Consider the following 14,577-nt stretch of genomic DNA (forward strand, 5'->3'; position numbering starts at 1 on the left):
TGCGCCCATGGCTGATCGCGTTTCTATACCGGCGCCCGGGCGGTGCGCCAAACCTGCGCCCCGGGACCCAGCCTTGAGGAGCGAGCCATGAGCCAAGAGAATCTGACCCTGGTCACCGGGGCCACGGGCTTTGTGGGTGCAGCCGTAGCCCGCGCGCTCGCCGCCCGCGGCTATCCCTTGCGGCTGCTGGTGCGCCAGGGCACCTCCCGCAAGCATTTGGCCGAACTGCCTGCGGAGTTCGTGGTCGGCGATCTGAACGATTTGGACAGTCTCACGCACGCTGTGAAAGACTGCCGCTATGTCTTTCATGTTGCAGCAGATTATCGTATCTGGGTGCCCGACCCCGAGGCGATGATCGCGACCAATGTCATGGCGACCGAAAACCTGCTGCGCCTCGCCTACGCGGCGGGGGTGGAGCGCATCGTCTATACCAGTAGCGTCGCTGCCCTCGGGCTGCACCCGAAGGGCGGCCCGCCGGCCGACGAGAATACGCCCATCACCTATGACAAGGTCGTCGGCACCTACAAGAAATCGAAATTCCTTGCGGAGCAGATGGCGCTGAAGCTGTCGGACGAGGGCATTCCCGTGGTCATCGTCAATCCCGCCGCCCCCGTAGGGCCGGGAGACGTGAAGCCGACGCCGACCGGCGTGATGATTCGCGACGCCGCCGTCGGCCGCATGCCGGCCTATGTCGATACCGGCCTTTCGGTCGTGCATGTGGAGGACTGCGCGGCGGGGCATCTCCTCGCGCTCGACCATGGCGAGATCGGCGAGCGTTATATTCTTGGCGGCCAAAACATCCCGATGAGCGAGGTTCTGCGCCTGGTGGACGAGGTGGTGGGCAAGCCTTCCCGCCGCATGCGTCTGCCAATCGCGCCGCTGATGCCGGTGGCCGTCGCGGCCGAGCAGATGGCGCGGATGACGGGAAAGGAGCCGCGCCTGACCCGCGACCATCTCAAGATGGCGAAGAAGATGATGTATTTCTCTTCCGCGAAGGCCGAAAACGCACTCGGCTATACGTACCGCCCGGCGCTCGACGCGGTGCGGGACGCCATTTCCTGGTTCGACCGACACGGCTATTTGAAAGCATGACCCTCCTCGCCGCGCTGACCCTTCTCGCCCTCGTTATCTGGCTCGGCATGATCTTTTGCCACGGGCGCTACTGGCAGGCGGGGCCGATCCTGCCGCCCGCGCCCGGGGACCTCGTGCTGCCTTCGGTCGATATCGTGGTCCCGGCGCGGGACGAGGCGCCCTATATCGCGCAGGCCATCGGCTCGCTCACCCGGCAGTTGCTGCCGGGCGGGGCCGCGCCGCGCGTCATCCTGGTTGATGACGGCAGCACGGACGGCACGGCCGAGATCGCTCGGAAGGCGGCCGAGGGCGCGCCCAATCCGCTGACCATCCTTACCGGTGCGGCGAAACCGCCGGGATGGAGCGGCAAGCTCTGGGCGGTTTCTCAGGGCGTGGCGGAGAGCAGGGCCGAACTCGTTCTGCTGACGGATGCCGACATCGCGCATGAGCCGGATCATCTTGCCCGCCTCGTTGCCCGCGCCGAGGCCGAAGGGCTCGACCTCGTCTCCGAGATGGTTCTGCTCAACTGCCAGAGCTTCCCCGAGCGCGCGCTGGTGCCGGCCTTCGTCTATTTCTTCCAGCTCCTCTATCCCTTCGCGCAGGTCGCTGACCCGCGCCGGCGGATGGCCGGGGCCGCCGGCGGCACGGTGCTGCTGCGCCGCAAGGCGCTGGACCGCGCTGGCGGAATCGCGGCGGTGCGCGGCGCGCTGATCGACGACGTGACGCTCGGCCGTGCCATCAAGGAATCGGGCGGGCGCCTCTGGCTTGGCCATACCAAGCGGGCGCGCTCCATCCGCCTCTATCCGCATTTCTCGGACATCTGGGCGATGATCGCGCGCACGGCCTACGTGCAGTTGAAATTCTCGCCGCTCAATCTGCTCGGCACCATCATCGGCATGCTGCTGGTCTGGCTCTTGCCGCCCGCGGCCGCGCTGTTCGCCCATGGCACGCCCCGGACGTTCGGGCTGCTCGCCTGGGGGCTGATGGCCGGCAGCTATATCCCGAGCCTCAAGCGTTACGAACTGTCCGTGCTCTGGGCCCCCTTCCTCCCGCTCGTCGCCTTGTTCTACATGGCGGCGACGGTTGGCTCCGCCGTCAATCACATGCGGGGCCGCAGCGTGATGTGGAAGAACCGGGTCTATGGGAATGAAGCGTCGTGAGCGCTGAACTGGCATCTGCGGCCCCGCCCAATGTCGAGACCTGGTCCGGCAAGGATCGCGGCGACGAGAACTTTCCCGTGGGCGTTCTCATCCGCCCCGATCTGCGCCGCCATGTCCATGCCTATTACGCCTTCGCCCGCAATGCCGATGACATCGGGGATAGCCCCGTGCTGCCGCCCGGCGAGAAGATCGGCCGTCTCAACCATATGGAGCATGTCTTGCTCGGCCGCGCGGAGGGCGGGGCGCCGAGTGCCGCGGCGCTGCGCGCCTCGCTCACTGAGACCGGAGTCGATCCGCGCCATGCCACGGATCTCCTCGTCGCCTTCCGCCAGGACGCGACCAAGACGCGCTACGCGAGTTGGGACGAGCTCTACGATTACTGTCGCTATTCCGCGATGCCGGTCGGCCGCTACGTCCTCGCCGTGCATGGCGAGGACGAGGCTGCGACCTTCCCGCCTTCGGATGCGCTCTGCGCGGCGCTGCAGGTGCTGAACCACCTTCAGGACGGCCAGAAGGACCTGGCCGCTCTCGACCGCTGCTACCTGCCCGAGGATCTCATGAGCGCCTACGGCACCGCGCCCGGCGACCTCGAAGGCGCGCGCGAGACGCCCGGCCTGCGCCGGGTTTTCGACGATCTGCTGAACCGTTGCGCGCGATTGAATGCCGAGGCGGCCGCGCTGCCACGCACCTGCCGGGACCGGCGCTTGCGGCTCGAGACCGGGGTGATCCTCGGCCTCTCCCGCCGTCTCACGCGGCGTCTCCGCAAGGGCGATCCGGTGGCGGGGCGGGTGAAGCTCTCGAAGTTTGATGCAGTGGCGGCCCTCCTCGGCGCCTTGGGATATGCGCTATGAGCAGCCTCACGAAACTGCCCAAACCGCCGCTCGGCGCCCGGCCTGACGACATCGCCGAGATCGAGCTGCTGGTCCGCCGCTCCGGCTCCTCCTTCTATTACGGCATGCGTATGCTGGAGCCCGAGCGCCGCGCCGCGGTCTACACGATCTATGCCTTCTGCCGCGTCGTCGATGACATCGCCGACGAGCCCGGCGCGCTGGTCGCGAAACGGGAAATGCTGGACGGCTGGCGCGACCGCGTGCACGCCCTGCTGGAAGGCCGCACGGACAGCGCGCTGACCCGCATGATGCTGCTGGCCACGCGGAAGTTCGACCTCCGCAGCGTCGATTTCCTGGCCATCATTGACGGCATGCAGATGGATGCCGAGCGTGAGATCGTCGCTCCCACCATGGCAACGCTCGACCTTTATTGCGACCGCGTGGCGAGCGCGGTGGGGCGGCTGTCGGTCCGCGCTTTTGGCGATAGTTCGCCAGCCGCCGATCGCGTCGCCTGGTGCCTGGGGCGCGCGCTGCAACTCACCAATATCCTGCGCGACATCGGCGAGGATGCGGCGCGCTCTCGCCTCTATCTGCCGCGCGAATGGCTGGGGCAGGCGGGCGTGCCGCTGAACCCGCAGGCGGCGGTGGCGTCCCCCGGTCTGCCCGCCGTCTGCGCGCGGGTTGCCGACCTTGCCCGGGATTATTACCGCGGCGCCGAGGAGGCGATGGCCTTGTGCGACCCCCGCGCCATGAAGCCGGCGCGGATGATGGCCGCCCCCTATCGCGCGTTGCTCGGCCGCATGGAGCGGACGGGCTTCGCGCGGCCGGCCGAGCGGGTGAGCCTGCCGAAATGGCAGAAGGCGTGGTTCGGCATCAGGATGCTGACCGCTTGAGCCAGGCTCTCTCGCGCGTTCACGTCATCGGTGCCGGTCTCTCAGGTCTCTCCGCCGCCATGGAACTGGCGGCACAAGACGTGCGAGTCGTGGTCCATGAGGCCGGGCCGCAGGCGGGCGGGCGCTGCCGATCCTATTTCGACCGTGAACTCGGCTGCCGGATCGACAACGGCAATCACCTGCTGCTTTCGGGCAACGCGGCGGCACACCGCTATCTGGCCAGGATCGGCGCGGGCCAGACGATGGTGGGGCCGAAAACGCCGGTCTTTCCCTTCATCGACCGGGTGGATGGCAGACGCTGGACGCTGCGCCTCGATGCCGGGCGCATTCCCTTCTGGATTTTCGATTCTCGGCGCCGCGTGCCGGGCACGTCTTGGCGCGATTATCTGTGCCTGCTTCGCCTGCGGCGGGCGCCGGGGACCGTCGCCGAGGCAATCGGCAATGCCGGCCTGGTCTATCGGCGACTGCTGGAACCACTCACCATCGCGGCGCTCAACACCATGCCGGAAGAGGCCTACGCGCCGCTGATGCAGGCGGTCGTAGCGCAGACGCTGGGGGCGGGTGGGGCGGCCTGCCGGCCCCTGGTGCCCGCCGAGGGGCTTTCGGAGAGCTTCGTCGACCCGGCCATCGCCTGGCTGGGCGGGCGCGGTGGCAGCGTGGAATTCGGGCGGCGGCTGCAATCCCTGGCGATTCAGGGCGATCACATTTCCGTGTTACAGTTCGGTGACGGTCCCTTGGAGATCGGCCCTGGCGAGGCTGTGGTTCTGGCCGTGCCGGCGCCCATGGCCGGACAGCTTCTGCCCGGTCTCACCGTGCCGGACGCTTTCGAGGCGATCGCAAATATCCACTTCCGGGCCGAGGTGCCGGCCGGCGCGGTGCCGTTCACCGGCGTCGTCGGCGGTCTCGCGGAATGGGTTTTTGTGAAGCCCGGCATCGTTTCTGTCACGATCAGTGCTGCGAATCGCTGGGCCGACCTGCCGATTGAGGACCTGACGGCGCGCTCCTGGGCCGATGTCCGCGCCGCCTATCCAACCCTGCCCGAGGCGATGCCGGCGCACCGGGTGGTACGGGAAAAGCGGGCCACCTTCGCCGCTACCGCGCTGCAGCAAAAACGCAGGCCAGCGGTCGGGGGTGCGGGACTTGCCAACGCGGCTCTCGCGGGTGACTGGACGGACACGGGTCTGCCATCCACCATCGAGGGGAGCATCCTGTCCGGCGAAACTGCCGCGCGCTATCTATTGAGGCATGTATAAGGCGACGATGCCGCACGATATCAATTTGGACTCCTCAATCGCGACCGAGGATCTCGCAACGGCGATCGAACGCGCCGAGACCGCGCTCGGCTCGCGCCAGAAGACCGACGGGCATTGGGTGTTCGAGCTGGAGGCGGATGCCACCATCCCGGCCGAATATGTCCTGCTTGAACACTATCTCGACCGGATCGACCCCGCGCTGCAGCAGAAGATCGGCGTCTATCTGCGCCGTATCCAGGGCGAGCACGGCGGCTGGCCGCTTTACCATGGCGGCGCCTTCAACATTTCGGCGAGCGTAAAGGCCTATTTCGCGCTCAAGGCGATCGGCGACGATCCGGCAGCCCCCCATATGGCCGCGGCCCGCCGCGCCATCCTGGCCGCCGGCGGTGCCGAGCGCACCAATGTCTTCACCCGAATCCAACTGGCCCTGTTCGGAGAGGTGCCGTGGAGTGCCGTGCCGGTGATGCCCATCGAGATCATGGGCCTGCCGCGCTGGTTCCCCTTCCACCTGCTCAAGGTCAGCTATTGGTCGCGCACCGTCATCGTGCCGCTGCTGGTGCTGATGGCGCTGAAGCCGCGGGCGCGGAATCCCAAGAATATTCATGTCCAGGAACTCTTCGCGGCCAAGCCGGAGCGCATCGACGACTGGATTCGCGGTCCCTACCGCAGCAATTGGGGGCATTTCTTCAAAGCCGTGGACGGCGTGCTGCAGAAGGTCGATCCGCGCATTCCCCGCGCCCGCCGCCAGAAGCACATCGATGCCGCCGTCGCCTGGGTCCATGAGCGCCTGAACGGTGAGGATGGTCTCGGCGCCATCTACCCGGCCATGGCCAATTCCGTGATGATGTTCGATGTGCTGGGCTACGCCCCGGATCATCCGGACGCGGCGACGGCCTGGGATTCCGTGCGCAAGCTGGTGACGGTCAAGGGCGAGGAAGCCTATTGCCAGCCTTGCCTCTCGCCCATCTGGGACACCGGCCTCGCCGCTCATGCCATGGCGGAAGTGCAGGGCCATGGTGCGGCTGGGGTGGGGGCTGCGGCCAATTGGCTTCTCGCCAAGCAGATCACGCATGTTCGCGGCGACTGGGCCGAGACCCGCCCCGATGCGCCGCCCGGCGGCTGGGCCTTTCAGTACAACAACGATTTCTATCCGGATGTGGATGATACGGCGGTCGTCGGTATGTTGCTGCATCGCAACGGCGATCCGGCGCATGCCGAGGGCATCGAGCGCGCCCGGCAATGGGTCGTGGGCATGCAGAGCAAGAACGGAGGCTGGGGCGCCTTCGATGCCGACAATAGCCACGACTTCCTGAACCATATTCCCTTTGCCGATCATGGCGCGCTGCTCGATCCGCCGACGGCGGATGTCACGGCCCGCTGCGTCTCCTTCCTGGCCCAGCTCGGCCATGCTGAGGATGCGCCGGTCATCGCCCGGGCGCTCACTTATCTCAGGAGCGACCAGGAGGCGGAAGGGTGCTGGTTCGGCCGTTGGGGCACGAACTACATCTACGGCACCTGGTCAGTACTTTGTGCGCTGAACGCGGCGGGCGTGCCGAGGGACGACCTCATGGTGCGTCGCGCCGTCGCCTGGCTGCTCGATAAGCAGAGGCCGGAAGGCGGCTGGGGTGAGGATTGCGCGAGCTTCGAGGGCGCGCCGGCCGGCGAATACGACCAAAGCCTGCCGTCTCAGACCGCCTGGGCGCTGCTCGGCCTGATGGCGGCGGGAGAGGCGGAGAATCCGGCCGTCGCCCGCGGCATCGCCTGGCTCGCGTCGGCGCAGAAGGAGAATGGAGAATGGGACGAGCTGCCCTATAACGCCGTCGGTTTCCCGAAGGTCTTCTACCTGCGCTACCATGGCTACCGGCTGTTTTTCCCGCTCCTTGCCATGGCGCGGTACCGCAACCTGTCCCAGGGCAATTCGCGCGAGGTTGCCTGGGGCTTCTGACCCGGCGCCGGATTCAGGGGCGGCGGCGCGCGGGCGCGTGGCCGCGGCTCGCCCAGGCGAGCGGGACCATGATCGCCGCAAGCAGAAGGGCAACCGAGACGAGCCCCGCGGGCGTCGCCCGCGCGGTCGCCCGGAAGCGCACTCGCCCGGCGATGTCGATCTCGATCGTTGTCCGCATCTCCTCCGGATGGGTCATCGCCGGCACTTCGCTCTCCGTTCCGGGTGCCTCCGCGTCATCACCCGTCGGCGCGATCTCGGATTCACGGTCAGCCTTCGCGTGTTTTCCCGATGCCATGGTCTTTCTCCTCCCCTTATGCCTCTGCCGTCCCTGGGATGTGGCCCTCATACTGGGGAAGCGCATCGGTAATCGTGAACCACGGTGCCTTGGAGCCGACGAAGATATGGGCCGAGGGGCGAATCGTCGGGCAATCCTCCAGCACGCCGAGGGCGACGTGGACGAAGGCGCCGTCCCGCACCACGGCGAAAAGAAACGAACCGCAGCGCGCACAGCGCGTGTCATGCGCCGTCTCCTCGCCGAAGATCATCAGAGAGTCTGCGCCCTGCGTGAGAGTGAGTTCTTCGCGGGCAATGCCGGCGAGCGGCTTGAAGGCGGCGCCCGTGGTGCGGCGGCAGCCGGAACAATGACAATTCACGGCATAGAGGAAGGCATCGGCGACGGTGAAACGCACCGCGCCGCAAGTGCACCGGCCGCGTAGGCGGGCGGGCCGATCGGTCTGTGTCACCGGTGTCGTCATGCGCATTCAACCCTTCCCGCGCCGGGCGGCAAAAGCATCCAAGGCATCGGCATTGTCTCGCGCCCAACCGTAGAGCAGTTCCAGCGGTTCGACGAAACGATGACCGAGCGGCGTCAGCGTGTAATCCACCGCCGGGGGCACCGTGCCATGAACGCGGCGGGCGACGAGGCCGGATGCCTCCATTTCCCTGAGCGTCTGGGTCAGCATCTTCTTGGAGATACCAGGCAGGCTGCGCTGCAGGACGCCGGTGCGTGCGGTGCCGCCATGCTGGGCATCCAGGACGTGCAGGATCATACTCGTCCACTTGCTGGAAAAGAGGTCCAGCACGCGGCGGGGGGCGCAATCTTCGCGCCAATCATCGTCGGCCATGGTTACCTGTTGGTGGCTATGTCCCGTTCGGGTGCCTTCTAGACCGGTTTCCGGCCCGAGCCTATTTCGATGAAACCAATCGGGGAGACACGGCATGACCAGAAATGCGCTCGTTGTGGGCATCAGCGGCATCACCGGCGCGGCTGCGGCTGAAATATTGCGGGACGAGGGCGGATTCGCCGTGGCGGGCCTCGCCCGCCGGCCCGGTGCAATGCCGGGCGTCACGCCGGTGGCCGCTGATCTTCTGGACCCGGGTTCGCTCGCATCGGCGCTTGAAGGGCTGGCGCCGAGCCATGTCTTCATCACGACCTGGCTGCGTCAGGCAACGGAAGCGGAGAACATCCGCGTCAACGGGACCATGGTGCGCAACTTGCTGGACGCGCTGCGGCCGAAGGGTTCCGTCCGGCATGTCGCGCTCGTCACCGGGCTGAAGCACTACCTGGGGCCGTTCGAAGCCTATGGCAAAGGCCAGCTGCCCGCGACGCCCTTCCGCGAGGACCAAGGCCGGCTCGACATCGAGAATTTCTATTACGCGCAGGAGGACGAGGTTTTCGCCGCCGCCGCGCGGGACGGCTTCTCCTGGTCGGTCCATCGCCCGCATACCGTCATCGGCATGGCGGTCGGCAATGCCATGAACATGGGCACGACGCTCGCGGCCTACGCCACCATTTGCCGCGAAACGGGCCGGCCCTTCCGCTTCCCGGGCTCATCCGCGCAGTGGAACGGCCTTACCGACATGACGGATGCCCACCTTCTTGGCCGCCAGCTGCTGTGGGCAGCAACCACGCCCGCCGCGGCGAACGAGGCCTTCAACGTCGTCGACGGCGATATCTTCCGCTGGAAATGGATGTGGACGCGCATCGCCTCTTGGTTCGGGCTGGAGCCCGCGCCCTTCGACGGCGAAATCTGGCCGCTGGAGCGGCAGATGGCGGAAGACGGGCCGGTCTGGGCGGAGATTGCGGCTCGGCATGGGCTGGCGGAGCCCGATCTCGGCAAACTCGCCTCGCCCTGGCATACGGACGCCGATCTCGGCCGCCCGATCGAGGTGGTGACCGATATGTCCAAGAGCCGGCGGCTGGGCTTCACGGCCTACCAGCCGACGGACGACGCCTTCTTCGCGCTCTTTGCGAGGCTGCGGGCCGCTCGGCTCATTCCCTGATCAGTCGCGCTTGCTGCCGGGTGGCGTGATTCCGGCCGAGCGCAGCAGCCTGCCGAGCGGGGTCTCGGGCCCGGCCACCTCCTGGGCGACGTCGCGGGCGGCGGCCTGCAGGCGGTCGGCCCCGGGCAGCAGGTGCTGCCAGAAGCCCTCGGCTCCGGTTGCGATCCGCGCGCCATCCGGCCGTGCCGGGCGGCGGGCGGTCAGGCCCCAGTTTTCCGCGATACGCCAGGTGGAGGAGATGCCGGCCGGCAGGACAAAGGGGCTGGCGCCGATCAGGCCGATCCGTGCCTCGGGCAGCGGCGCCATCGGGTCGATGGGTGTTGCATGGCCGAGACCCGCAATCCGCCAGAGCGAGAGCGCAATGCGGCCGCTTGCATCCCGCCAGGTCGAGCGGTCGGCGCTGTCGACCCGGTCATGCTCTGGCCGGACGCCCGCAAGACCCAGCACATCGGACCATTGCTTAGCGAGTTCCAGCGCATTGACCGGGTTCACCACGCGGTCTTCCTCGCCTTGCCAGATGGAGACGGCTGGCCGCGTTCCGGCGTGAGGGGAGGCGGCGCGCACTCGCTCGCCGAGTTCCTCGGGCGTGCGCACACGGCCTTGGCCCATGACGCCGAAGGCCTCATGCGCGTTGGTCGCGCTACCATAGGGAACACCGGCAATGATGGCGCCGGCGGCGAAAAGCTCGGGATAGGTTGCGAGCATCGCCGCAGTCATTCCGCCGCCGGCCGACAGCCCGGTGATGAAGACCTGGGAGGCATCGAGCCGATATTGCGTGATCATGTGGCGGATCATGGCGGCGATGGAGGCGACTTCGCCTTCGTCTCGCGTCACGTCCTCGGTCTGGAACCAGTCGAAGCAGAGATGCGGGTTGTTGAGACGTTTCTGTTCCGGCATCAGCAACGCAAAACCGAAGCGCTCGGCGAGCCGCGACCAGCCCGAACCGCGATCGTATTCCCCGGCGGACTGCTTGCAGCCGTGCAGCACGACGACCAGGGGCGCACCGGCCGGCAGCCCCATGGGAAGGAAGGCACGCAGGCGGAGATTCCCTGGATTGGGCCCGAAATCGCGTATGACCGTCAGCACCCCGTCATCCTCGCCCTCGTCCGACCCGAAGCCTAAAGCGAAGGGCAAGGGAAGCAAACGCATCCAATGGTCAAAAATACCGTCCTGGCTGAGCAGCGAGGCCATGCGGGGAGCCTTTGATCTGAGGGGAGAAGGCGCCGAGGCCATCTATTCGTTACAGCGAACATGGTGCGCTGCAACAAGAGGAGCAAGGCCTGTTTCGGGCGGCTGCTCTGCGCCCGCGCGGCGTCGACCTCAGCTGAAGACTTTGTGATCGATTCCCTGCAGCAGGATCAGCGTGCCGTCGGACAGGGTGATGAGGTCTCCGCCGCCCAACACGCCCTCGGCGACGATCGGATCCCCGCCATAGCCGCCGAACACGATGGTATCGGTCGCCTTGAGACCACTGATGACATCCTGGCCGCCGGCATGGCCGTCGATAAAGCCGTAGACATCCGAACCCGTGCCGCCGGTGACATGGGCGGCCCCCGTGCCGCCGATCATCGTGTCCGCGCCGGAGCCGAGCGCGATGCGGTCCGGCCCGGACCCCGCAAATATCTGCTCCGGCCCCGTGCCCGTTGTGCCGTTGACCGTCGTCGCGCCCGAGCCCGCCACCATCAGGGCGGGCGCCGTGCCATTGGCGAGCATCAGGGTGGGCCCCGTGCCGCCGACGAGCGTGGAGGCGCCGGTGCCGGCAGAAATGGTGGTGGCGCCCGCGCCGCCCTGGAGGAAATTGCTGCCCGATCCGCCCATCAGGAAGGTCGTGGCGGTGCTGCTCGTCGCGCCGAACATCGTGGTGTCGCCGCTGCCGCCAACCACGGAGACAGCGCCGCTGCCGCCGACGAAGAACAGCGGCTGGGCATCGCCTGACACGGTGGCGCCGTTCACACCCGCGAAAACGAAGCCGTCCGATGCGGCCCCGGCGCTCACCTGCGTGCCACCCGCGCCATCGCCCGACAGGGAGAAGGTCGAGCCCGTGGCGCCTGGAACGGCGAGGCTGTAGCTCGCGCCCGAACCGGTATTGAGGATGATAAGACCGTCCGAGACTGTAACGGCCCCGGGGGCGCTCGCGTCGAAGCCCGGAATGTCGGCCGTTCCCTGGGCAGACAAGGCGAGGCCGGGCATCGCCTGCGCGCCGCCCGGGCTGTTGCCGAGGAGTCCGAGCCCCATGCCGGCCGCGCTTTTGTCGCCACCCTCCAGCGTGACGCCCAGATCGGACGCATAGGTCGCGAGCACATGGTAGTCCTTGGCGGCCTCGCCCAGGATGGCGACCGTCGCCGCGATGCCTGCGGCCTGCTCGGCTGCGGTTGGGGCCTGCAACGCGGCCGTATAGGTCGCGTCCGCGCTCAGCAGCAGGGCCGTGCCGTCATAGGAGCCGATATAGTTGGTGGTTCCAAAATGGGTGACGTTCTGGTTCTGCAGCAGGGCGAAATCGTTCCCCCCTTGCGCGTAATTGCCGACCGGATCGCCGCGCTCGACATAATCCGTGAGGATCGAGGTCGTGGTCGCCGGGATATCGGCCGAGGGGATGCCCGGCGCTCCGAAGGTTGCGCCCGATAGTCCCGTCTTGGCCGCGACATATTCGACATCCGCCGCACCGAGAGAATGGCCGGTGAGGAACACATCCTGCGCCGCGTAGCCTGCCGCCTCGGCATCCGAGAGCACGGTCTCGGTAAAGCTGAGCGCCGTCTGGTAGGAGGCGGCATCGACGCCCGCGGTGATGGCCAGGTCGTCCAGCGTCTGGCCCGCGGTGAAGATGTCATTGCCGGTGGAGACGTTCGTCCCCTCGAAGGTGACGATGACCTGACCGGCGGCGTTGACGAGAGCCGCACCGTAGAAGCCGGTGGCTGGATTATAATCGATCAGGGTCTGGCCGTTGACCATGAAGTAGCTGAAGCCGCTGGGCAGCGTCGTGTTCCCGTCGACATAGGGCGTGCCAGCCTGGGCATAGGCCCAGTCCGCCGCGTTCAGGGAGTCCGAAACGCTCGGGCTCGATCCGGTATCCGACATCGCTTCTCTTCTCCAGACGGGCGCCAGGCACCTGTCGAAGGCCCCATGCACCCTAGAGTCTGATCGGTTCATCGTGACTCGCGGAAGCGAATTACCTGAACCGTTTATCAGACCCTAATCAATTAGCTGTCGTGTGCTGCGCGATCACGCTCCAGGCGCGGACTATCGCCGCACCAGCATCCGCTTTAGCTCGCGCGGGCGGGCGACCCCCAGTATCAGGCATAGCAGGCCGAATACTGCGACACCGCTGCCGACAAGTGACGAAAGTGCAATCAAGCGCATCGGCAGATGGGCCGCGTTCAGCATCGGCTGCAGGGCGCCCTGAACGAAGATGAGCGCGGCCCCCATGCCGATGGCGGCGAGGAGAATGCGCGGCAGGCTCCGCCGGCTTCGCGTATCGAGAGAGAATTGCCCGCGGCGTGCCGAAAGCGCCATCAGCCCGAGCGCATTCGCCCAGCCCGCGATCGAGGTCGCGAGTGCGATGCCGACATGGGCGAGGCCGGAATAGAGGCCAAGGCTCACCGTGAGCACAATGTTGAGCGCCATGGCGCTGGCGGCGATCTTGACCGGTGTCAGCGTGTCCTGCCGTGCCAGGAAATCCGTCACCACCACTTTGATCAGCACGAAGGCGGGCAGACCGAAGGCGTATGCCGAGAGGGTGGGGGCGACTTCAGCCACCTGATGGGCACCGAACTTTCCGCGCTGGAAGAGCACATGCAGAATGGCGTGACTCTCCAGCATCAGCGCGACCGCGGCCGGCAGGGTCAGAAGCAGGGCCAGTTCCAGCCCGCGGTTCTGGGTATGGAGTGCCGCGCTGTCCTCGCCCTTGCGGATATGGCGCGACAGAGTGGGCAGAATGGCGGTCGCGACCGCGATGCCGACCACGCCGAGCGGCAGTTGGTTCAGCCGGTCGGCATAGGCGAGGTAGGAGACCGAGCCCACCGGTGCCAGCGAGGCGATGGCGGTGGAAACCATCAGATTGAGCTGCGTCGCCCCGGCCCCGAAAACGCCGGGCAACATGATGCGCATGAGCCGGCGGAGTTCCGGAGACACATGGGGGCGCGGCCAGCTGAGCCTCAGCCCGGCGCGCCTGCAGGACCAGGAGAGCCAGAGGCATTGCGCGATGCCGGCAAAGGTCACCGCCCAGGACAGGGATTGGCCGCTGACCGGATGGTGCAGCAGGGCTGCGATCAGGAACAGATTCAGCAGAATCGAGGTTGCGGCGGTCGCCGCGAAACGGTCCACCGCATTGAGCAGCCCGCCCTGGAAGGAGGCGAGGGAGATAAAGGCGAGATAGGGAAAGGTGATGCGAGTGAGTTCGACCGTCAGGCGGAAATGCTCGGGGTCGGCATCGAAGCCCGGGGCCACGACATGCAGGATCGCGGGCGTGAAGATCTCGCCCAGGATCAGGAAGCCGGTGAGCGCCACCAGCAGGGCCGAAAACGTATCCTGGGCGAAACGCATGGCCGGATCATGCCCGTCCTTCGCGATCATGCCGGAAAAGAGCGGCACGAAGGCGGCCGAGAAGGCGCCTTCGGCGAAGAGGGTGCGAAAGAGATTGGGCAGGCGCAGCGCCACGAAGAAGGCGTCGCTCGTCGCCCCGGCGCCGAGTGCCGAAGCGGTAAGGATTTCGCGCGCGAAGCCGAGCACGCGGCTGATCATCGTATAGCCGCCGACGGTGGCTACGCGGCGGAGGAGGGCCATGGAGATCCTTGGGCGAGCGAGCCGGGGCGGCGGATGCCGGCCCCAATCCCGCCTAATGCACGACCGGACCGCCGATCTCAAGCTGGCGGATGGTGACGTCGAGCAGCGCCCGGGCCTTGCCAATGTTCAGAGCGATGGATTTCGGCTGGCCCTCGGTCCGTTCATCGAGCGCGCTGCCGAGATCGGCGACCAGGCGCGCCGTCTCCATCGAATGCTGCAGCTCCTCCTGGCGCGGCGCGTCGAGGGCGATGGCGAAATCGAAAAGCTGGCTTGCGAGCATCGCGAGGTCGGCGGCGGCGGCAGGCGCATCCTCGGGCTTGTCCAGCAGCTGAATCGCGGCCTGCATGTCCCGCACATAGGAGC

General features: G+C 67.1%; 14 protein-coding genes. 7 read left to right on the top strand and 7 right to left on the bottom strand.

Annotated features, from left to right (window positions below; translation table 11 throughout):
• The first annotated feature begins 87 nt into the window (after nucleotides 1–87).
• From hpnA to shc, 6 genes are read left to right on the top strand one after another with little or no spacing between them, the layout of a single operon-like run.
• Nucleotides 88–1,092: a hopanoid-associated sugar epimerase gene (gene hpnA, locus VL752_RS21795; RefSeq protein WP_325358697.1), complete on the top strand. Its 1,005-nt coding sequence runs from the start codon at nucleotides 88–90 to the stop codon at nucleotides 1,090–1,092.
• Nucleotides 1,089–2,231: a glycosyltransferase gene (locus tag VL752_RS21800; protein WP_325358699.1), complete on the top strand. Its 1,143-nt coding sequence runs from the start codon at nucleotides 1,089–1,091 to the stop codon at nucleotides 2,229–2,231. Before hpnA ends, VL752_RS21800 begins: the two co-directional genes overlap by 4 nt.
• Nucleotides 2,228–3,082, top strand: coding sequence for a squalene synthase HpnC (hpnC, locus tag VL752_RS21805; protein WP_325358701.1), 855 nt, complete (start codon nucleotides 2,228–2,230; stop codon nucleotides 3,080–3,082). The genes VL752_RS21800 and hpnC overlap by 4 nt, the downstream gene beginning before the upstream one ends.
• On the top strand, nucleotides 3,079–3,954 hold the full coding sequence (gene hpnD, locus VL752_RS21810; protein ID WP_325358703.1) for a presqualene diphosphate synthase HpnD: 876 nt from the start codon (nucleotides 3,079–3,081) through the stop codon (nucleotides 3,952–3,954). The genes hpnC and hpnD overlap by 4 nt, the downstream gene beginning before the upstream one ends.
• Nucleotides 3,951–5,207: a hydroxysqualene dehydroxylase HpnE gene (gene hpnE / locus VL752_RS21815; RefSeq protein ID WP_325358705.1), complete on the top strand. Its 1,257-nt coding sequence runs from the start codon at nucleotides 3,951–3,953 to the stop codon at nucleotides 5,205–5,207. Before hpnD ends, hpnE begins: the two co-directional genes overlap by 4 nt.
• 7 nt (nucleotides 5,208–5,214) lie before the next feature.
• A complete protein-coding gene (gene shc / locus VL752_RS21820; protein WP_325358707.1) occupies nucleotides 5,215–7,152 on the top strand; it encodes a squalene--hopene cyclase in 1,938 nt (645 codons plus the stop codon).
• 13 nt (nucleotides 7,153–7,165) lie between these two features.
• Here shc and VL752_RS21825 read toward each other — a convergent pair whose 3' ends face one another.
• The 3 genes from VL752_RS21825 to VL752_RS21835 are packed head-to-tail and all read right to left on the bottom strand — an operon-like array spanning nucleotide 7,166 to nucleotide 8,276.
• Nucleotides 7,166–7,447: a hypothetical protein gene (locus VL752_RS21825; RefSeq protein WP_325358709.1), complete on the bottom strand. Its 282-nt coding sequence runs from the start codon at nucleotides 7,445–7,447 to the stop codon at nucleotides 7,166–7,168.
• A 16-nt stretch (nucleotides 7,448–7,463) separates the two neighbouring features.
• Entirely contained in the window at nucleotides 7,464–7,913 is a 450-nt protein-coding gene (locus VL752_RS21830) for a GFA family protein (protein WP_325358711.1), read from the bottom strand.
• Nucleotides 7,914–8,276 carry a winged helix-turn-helix transcriptional regulator gene (locus tag VL752_RS21835; protein ID WP_325358713.1) on the bottom strand — a complete coding sequence of 121 codons (363 nt, stop codon included), beginning with the start codon at nucleotides 8,274–8,276 and terminating at the stop codon, nucleotides 7,914–7,916.
• Nucleotides 8,277–8,370: 94 nt separating this feature from the next.
• Here VL752_RS21835 and VL752_RS21840 point away from each other — a divergent pair, with 94 nt between their 5' ends.
• Complete coding sequence (locus VL752_RS21840; protein ID WP_325358715.1) at nucleotides 8,371–9,435, top strand: SDR family oxidoreductase; 1,065 nt, start codon at nucleotides 8,371–8,373, stop codon at nucleotides 9,433–9,435.
• On the opposite strand, the gene VL752_RS21845 is transcribed toward VL752_RS21840, so the two are convergent.
• The 4 genes from VL752_RS21845 to VL752_RS21860 form a co-directional block, all read right to left on the bottom strand.
• Nucleotides 9,436–10,626: an alpha/beta hydrolase family esterase gene (locus VL752_RS21845; RefSeq protein WP_325358717.1), complete on the bottom strand. Its 1,191-nt coding sequence runs from the start codon at nucleotides 10,624–10,626 to the stop codon at nucleotides 9,436–9,438.
• 129 nt (nucleotides 10,627–10,755) lie between these two features.
• Nucleotides 10,756–12,510 (bottom strand): hypothetical protein, encoded by a 1,755-nt coding sequence (locus tag VL752_RS21850; RefSeq protein WP_325358719.1) that lies wholly within the window; start codon nucleotides 12,508–12,510, stop codon nucleotides 10,756–10,758.
• Nucleotides 12,511–12,672: 162 nt separating this feature from the next.
• Nucleotides 12,673–14,214, bottom strand: a complete 1,542-nt coding sequence (gene murJ, locus VL752_RS21855) for a murein biosynthesis integral membrane protein MurJ (protein ID WP_325358721.1) — start codon at nucleotides 14,212–14,214, stop codon at nucleotides 12,673–12,675.
• Nucleotides 14,215–14,266: 52 nt separating this feature from the next.
• A partial coding sequence (locus VL752_RS21860; protein ID WP_325358723.1) for a hypothetical protein occupies nucleotides 14,267–14,577 on the bottom strand: 311 nt, incomplete at its 5' end.

The organism is Acidisoma sp., from assembly GCF_035492295.1.
Lineage (GTDB): Bacteria > Pseudomonadota > Alphaproteobacteria > Acetobacterales > Acetobacteraceae > Acidisoma.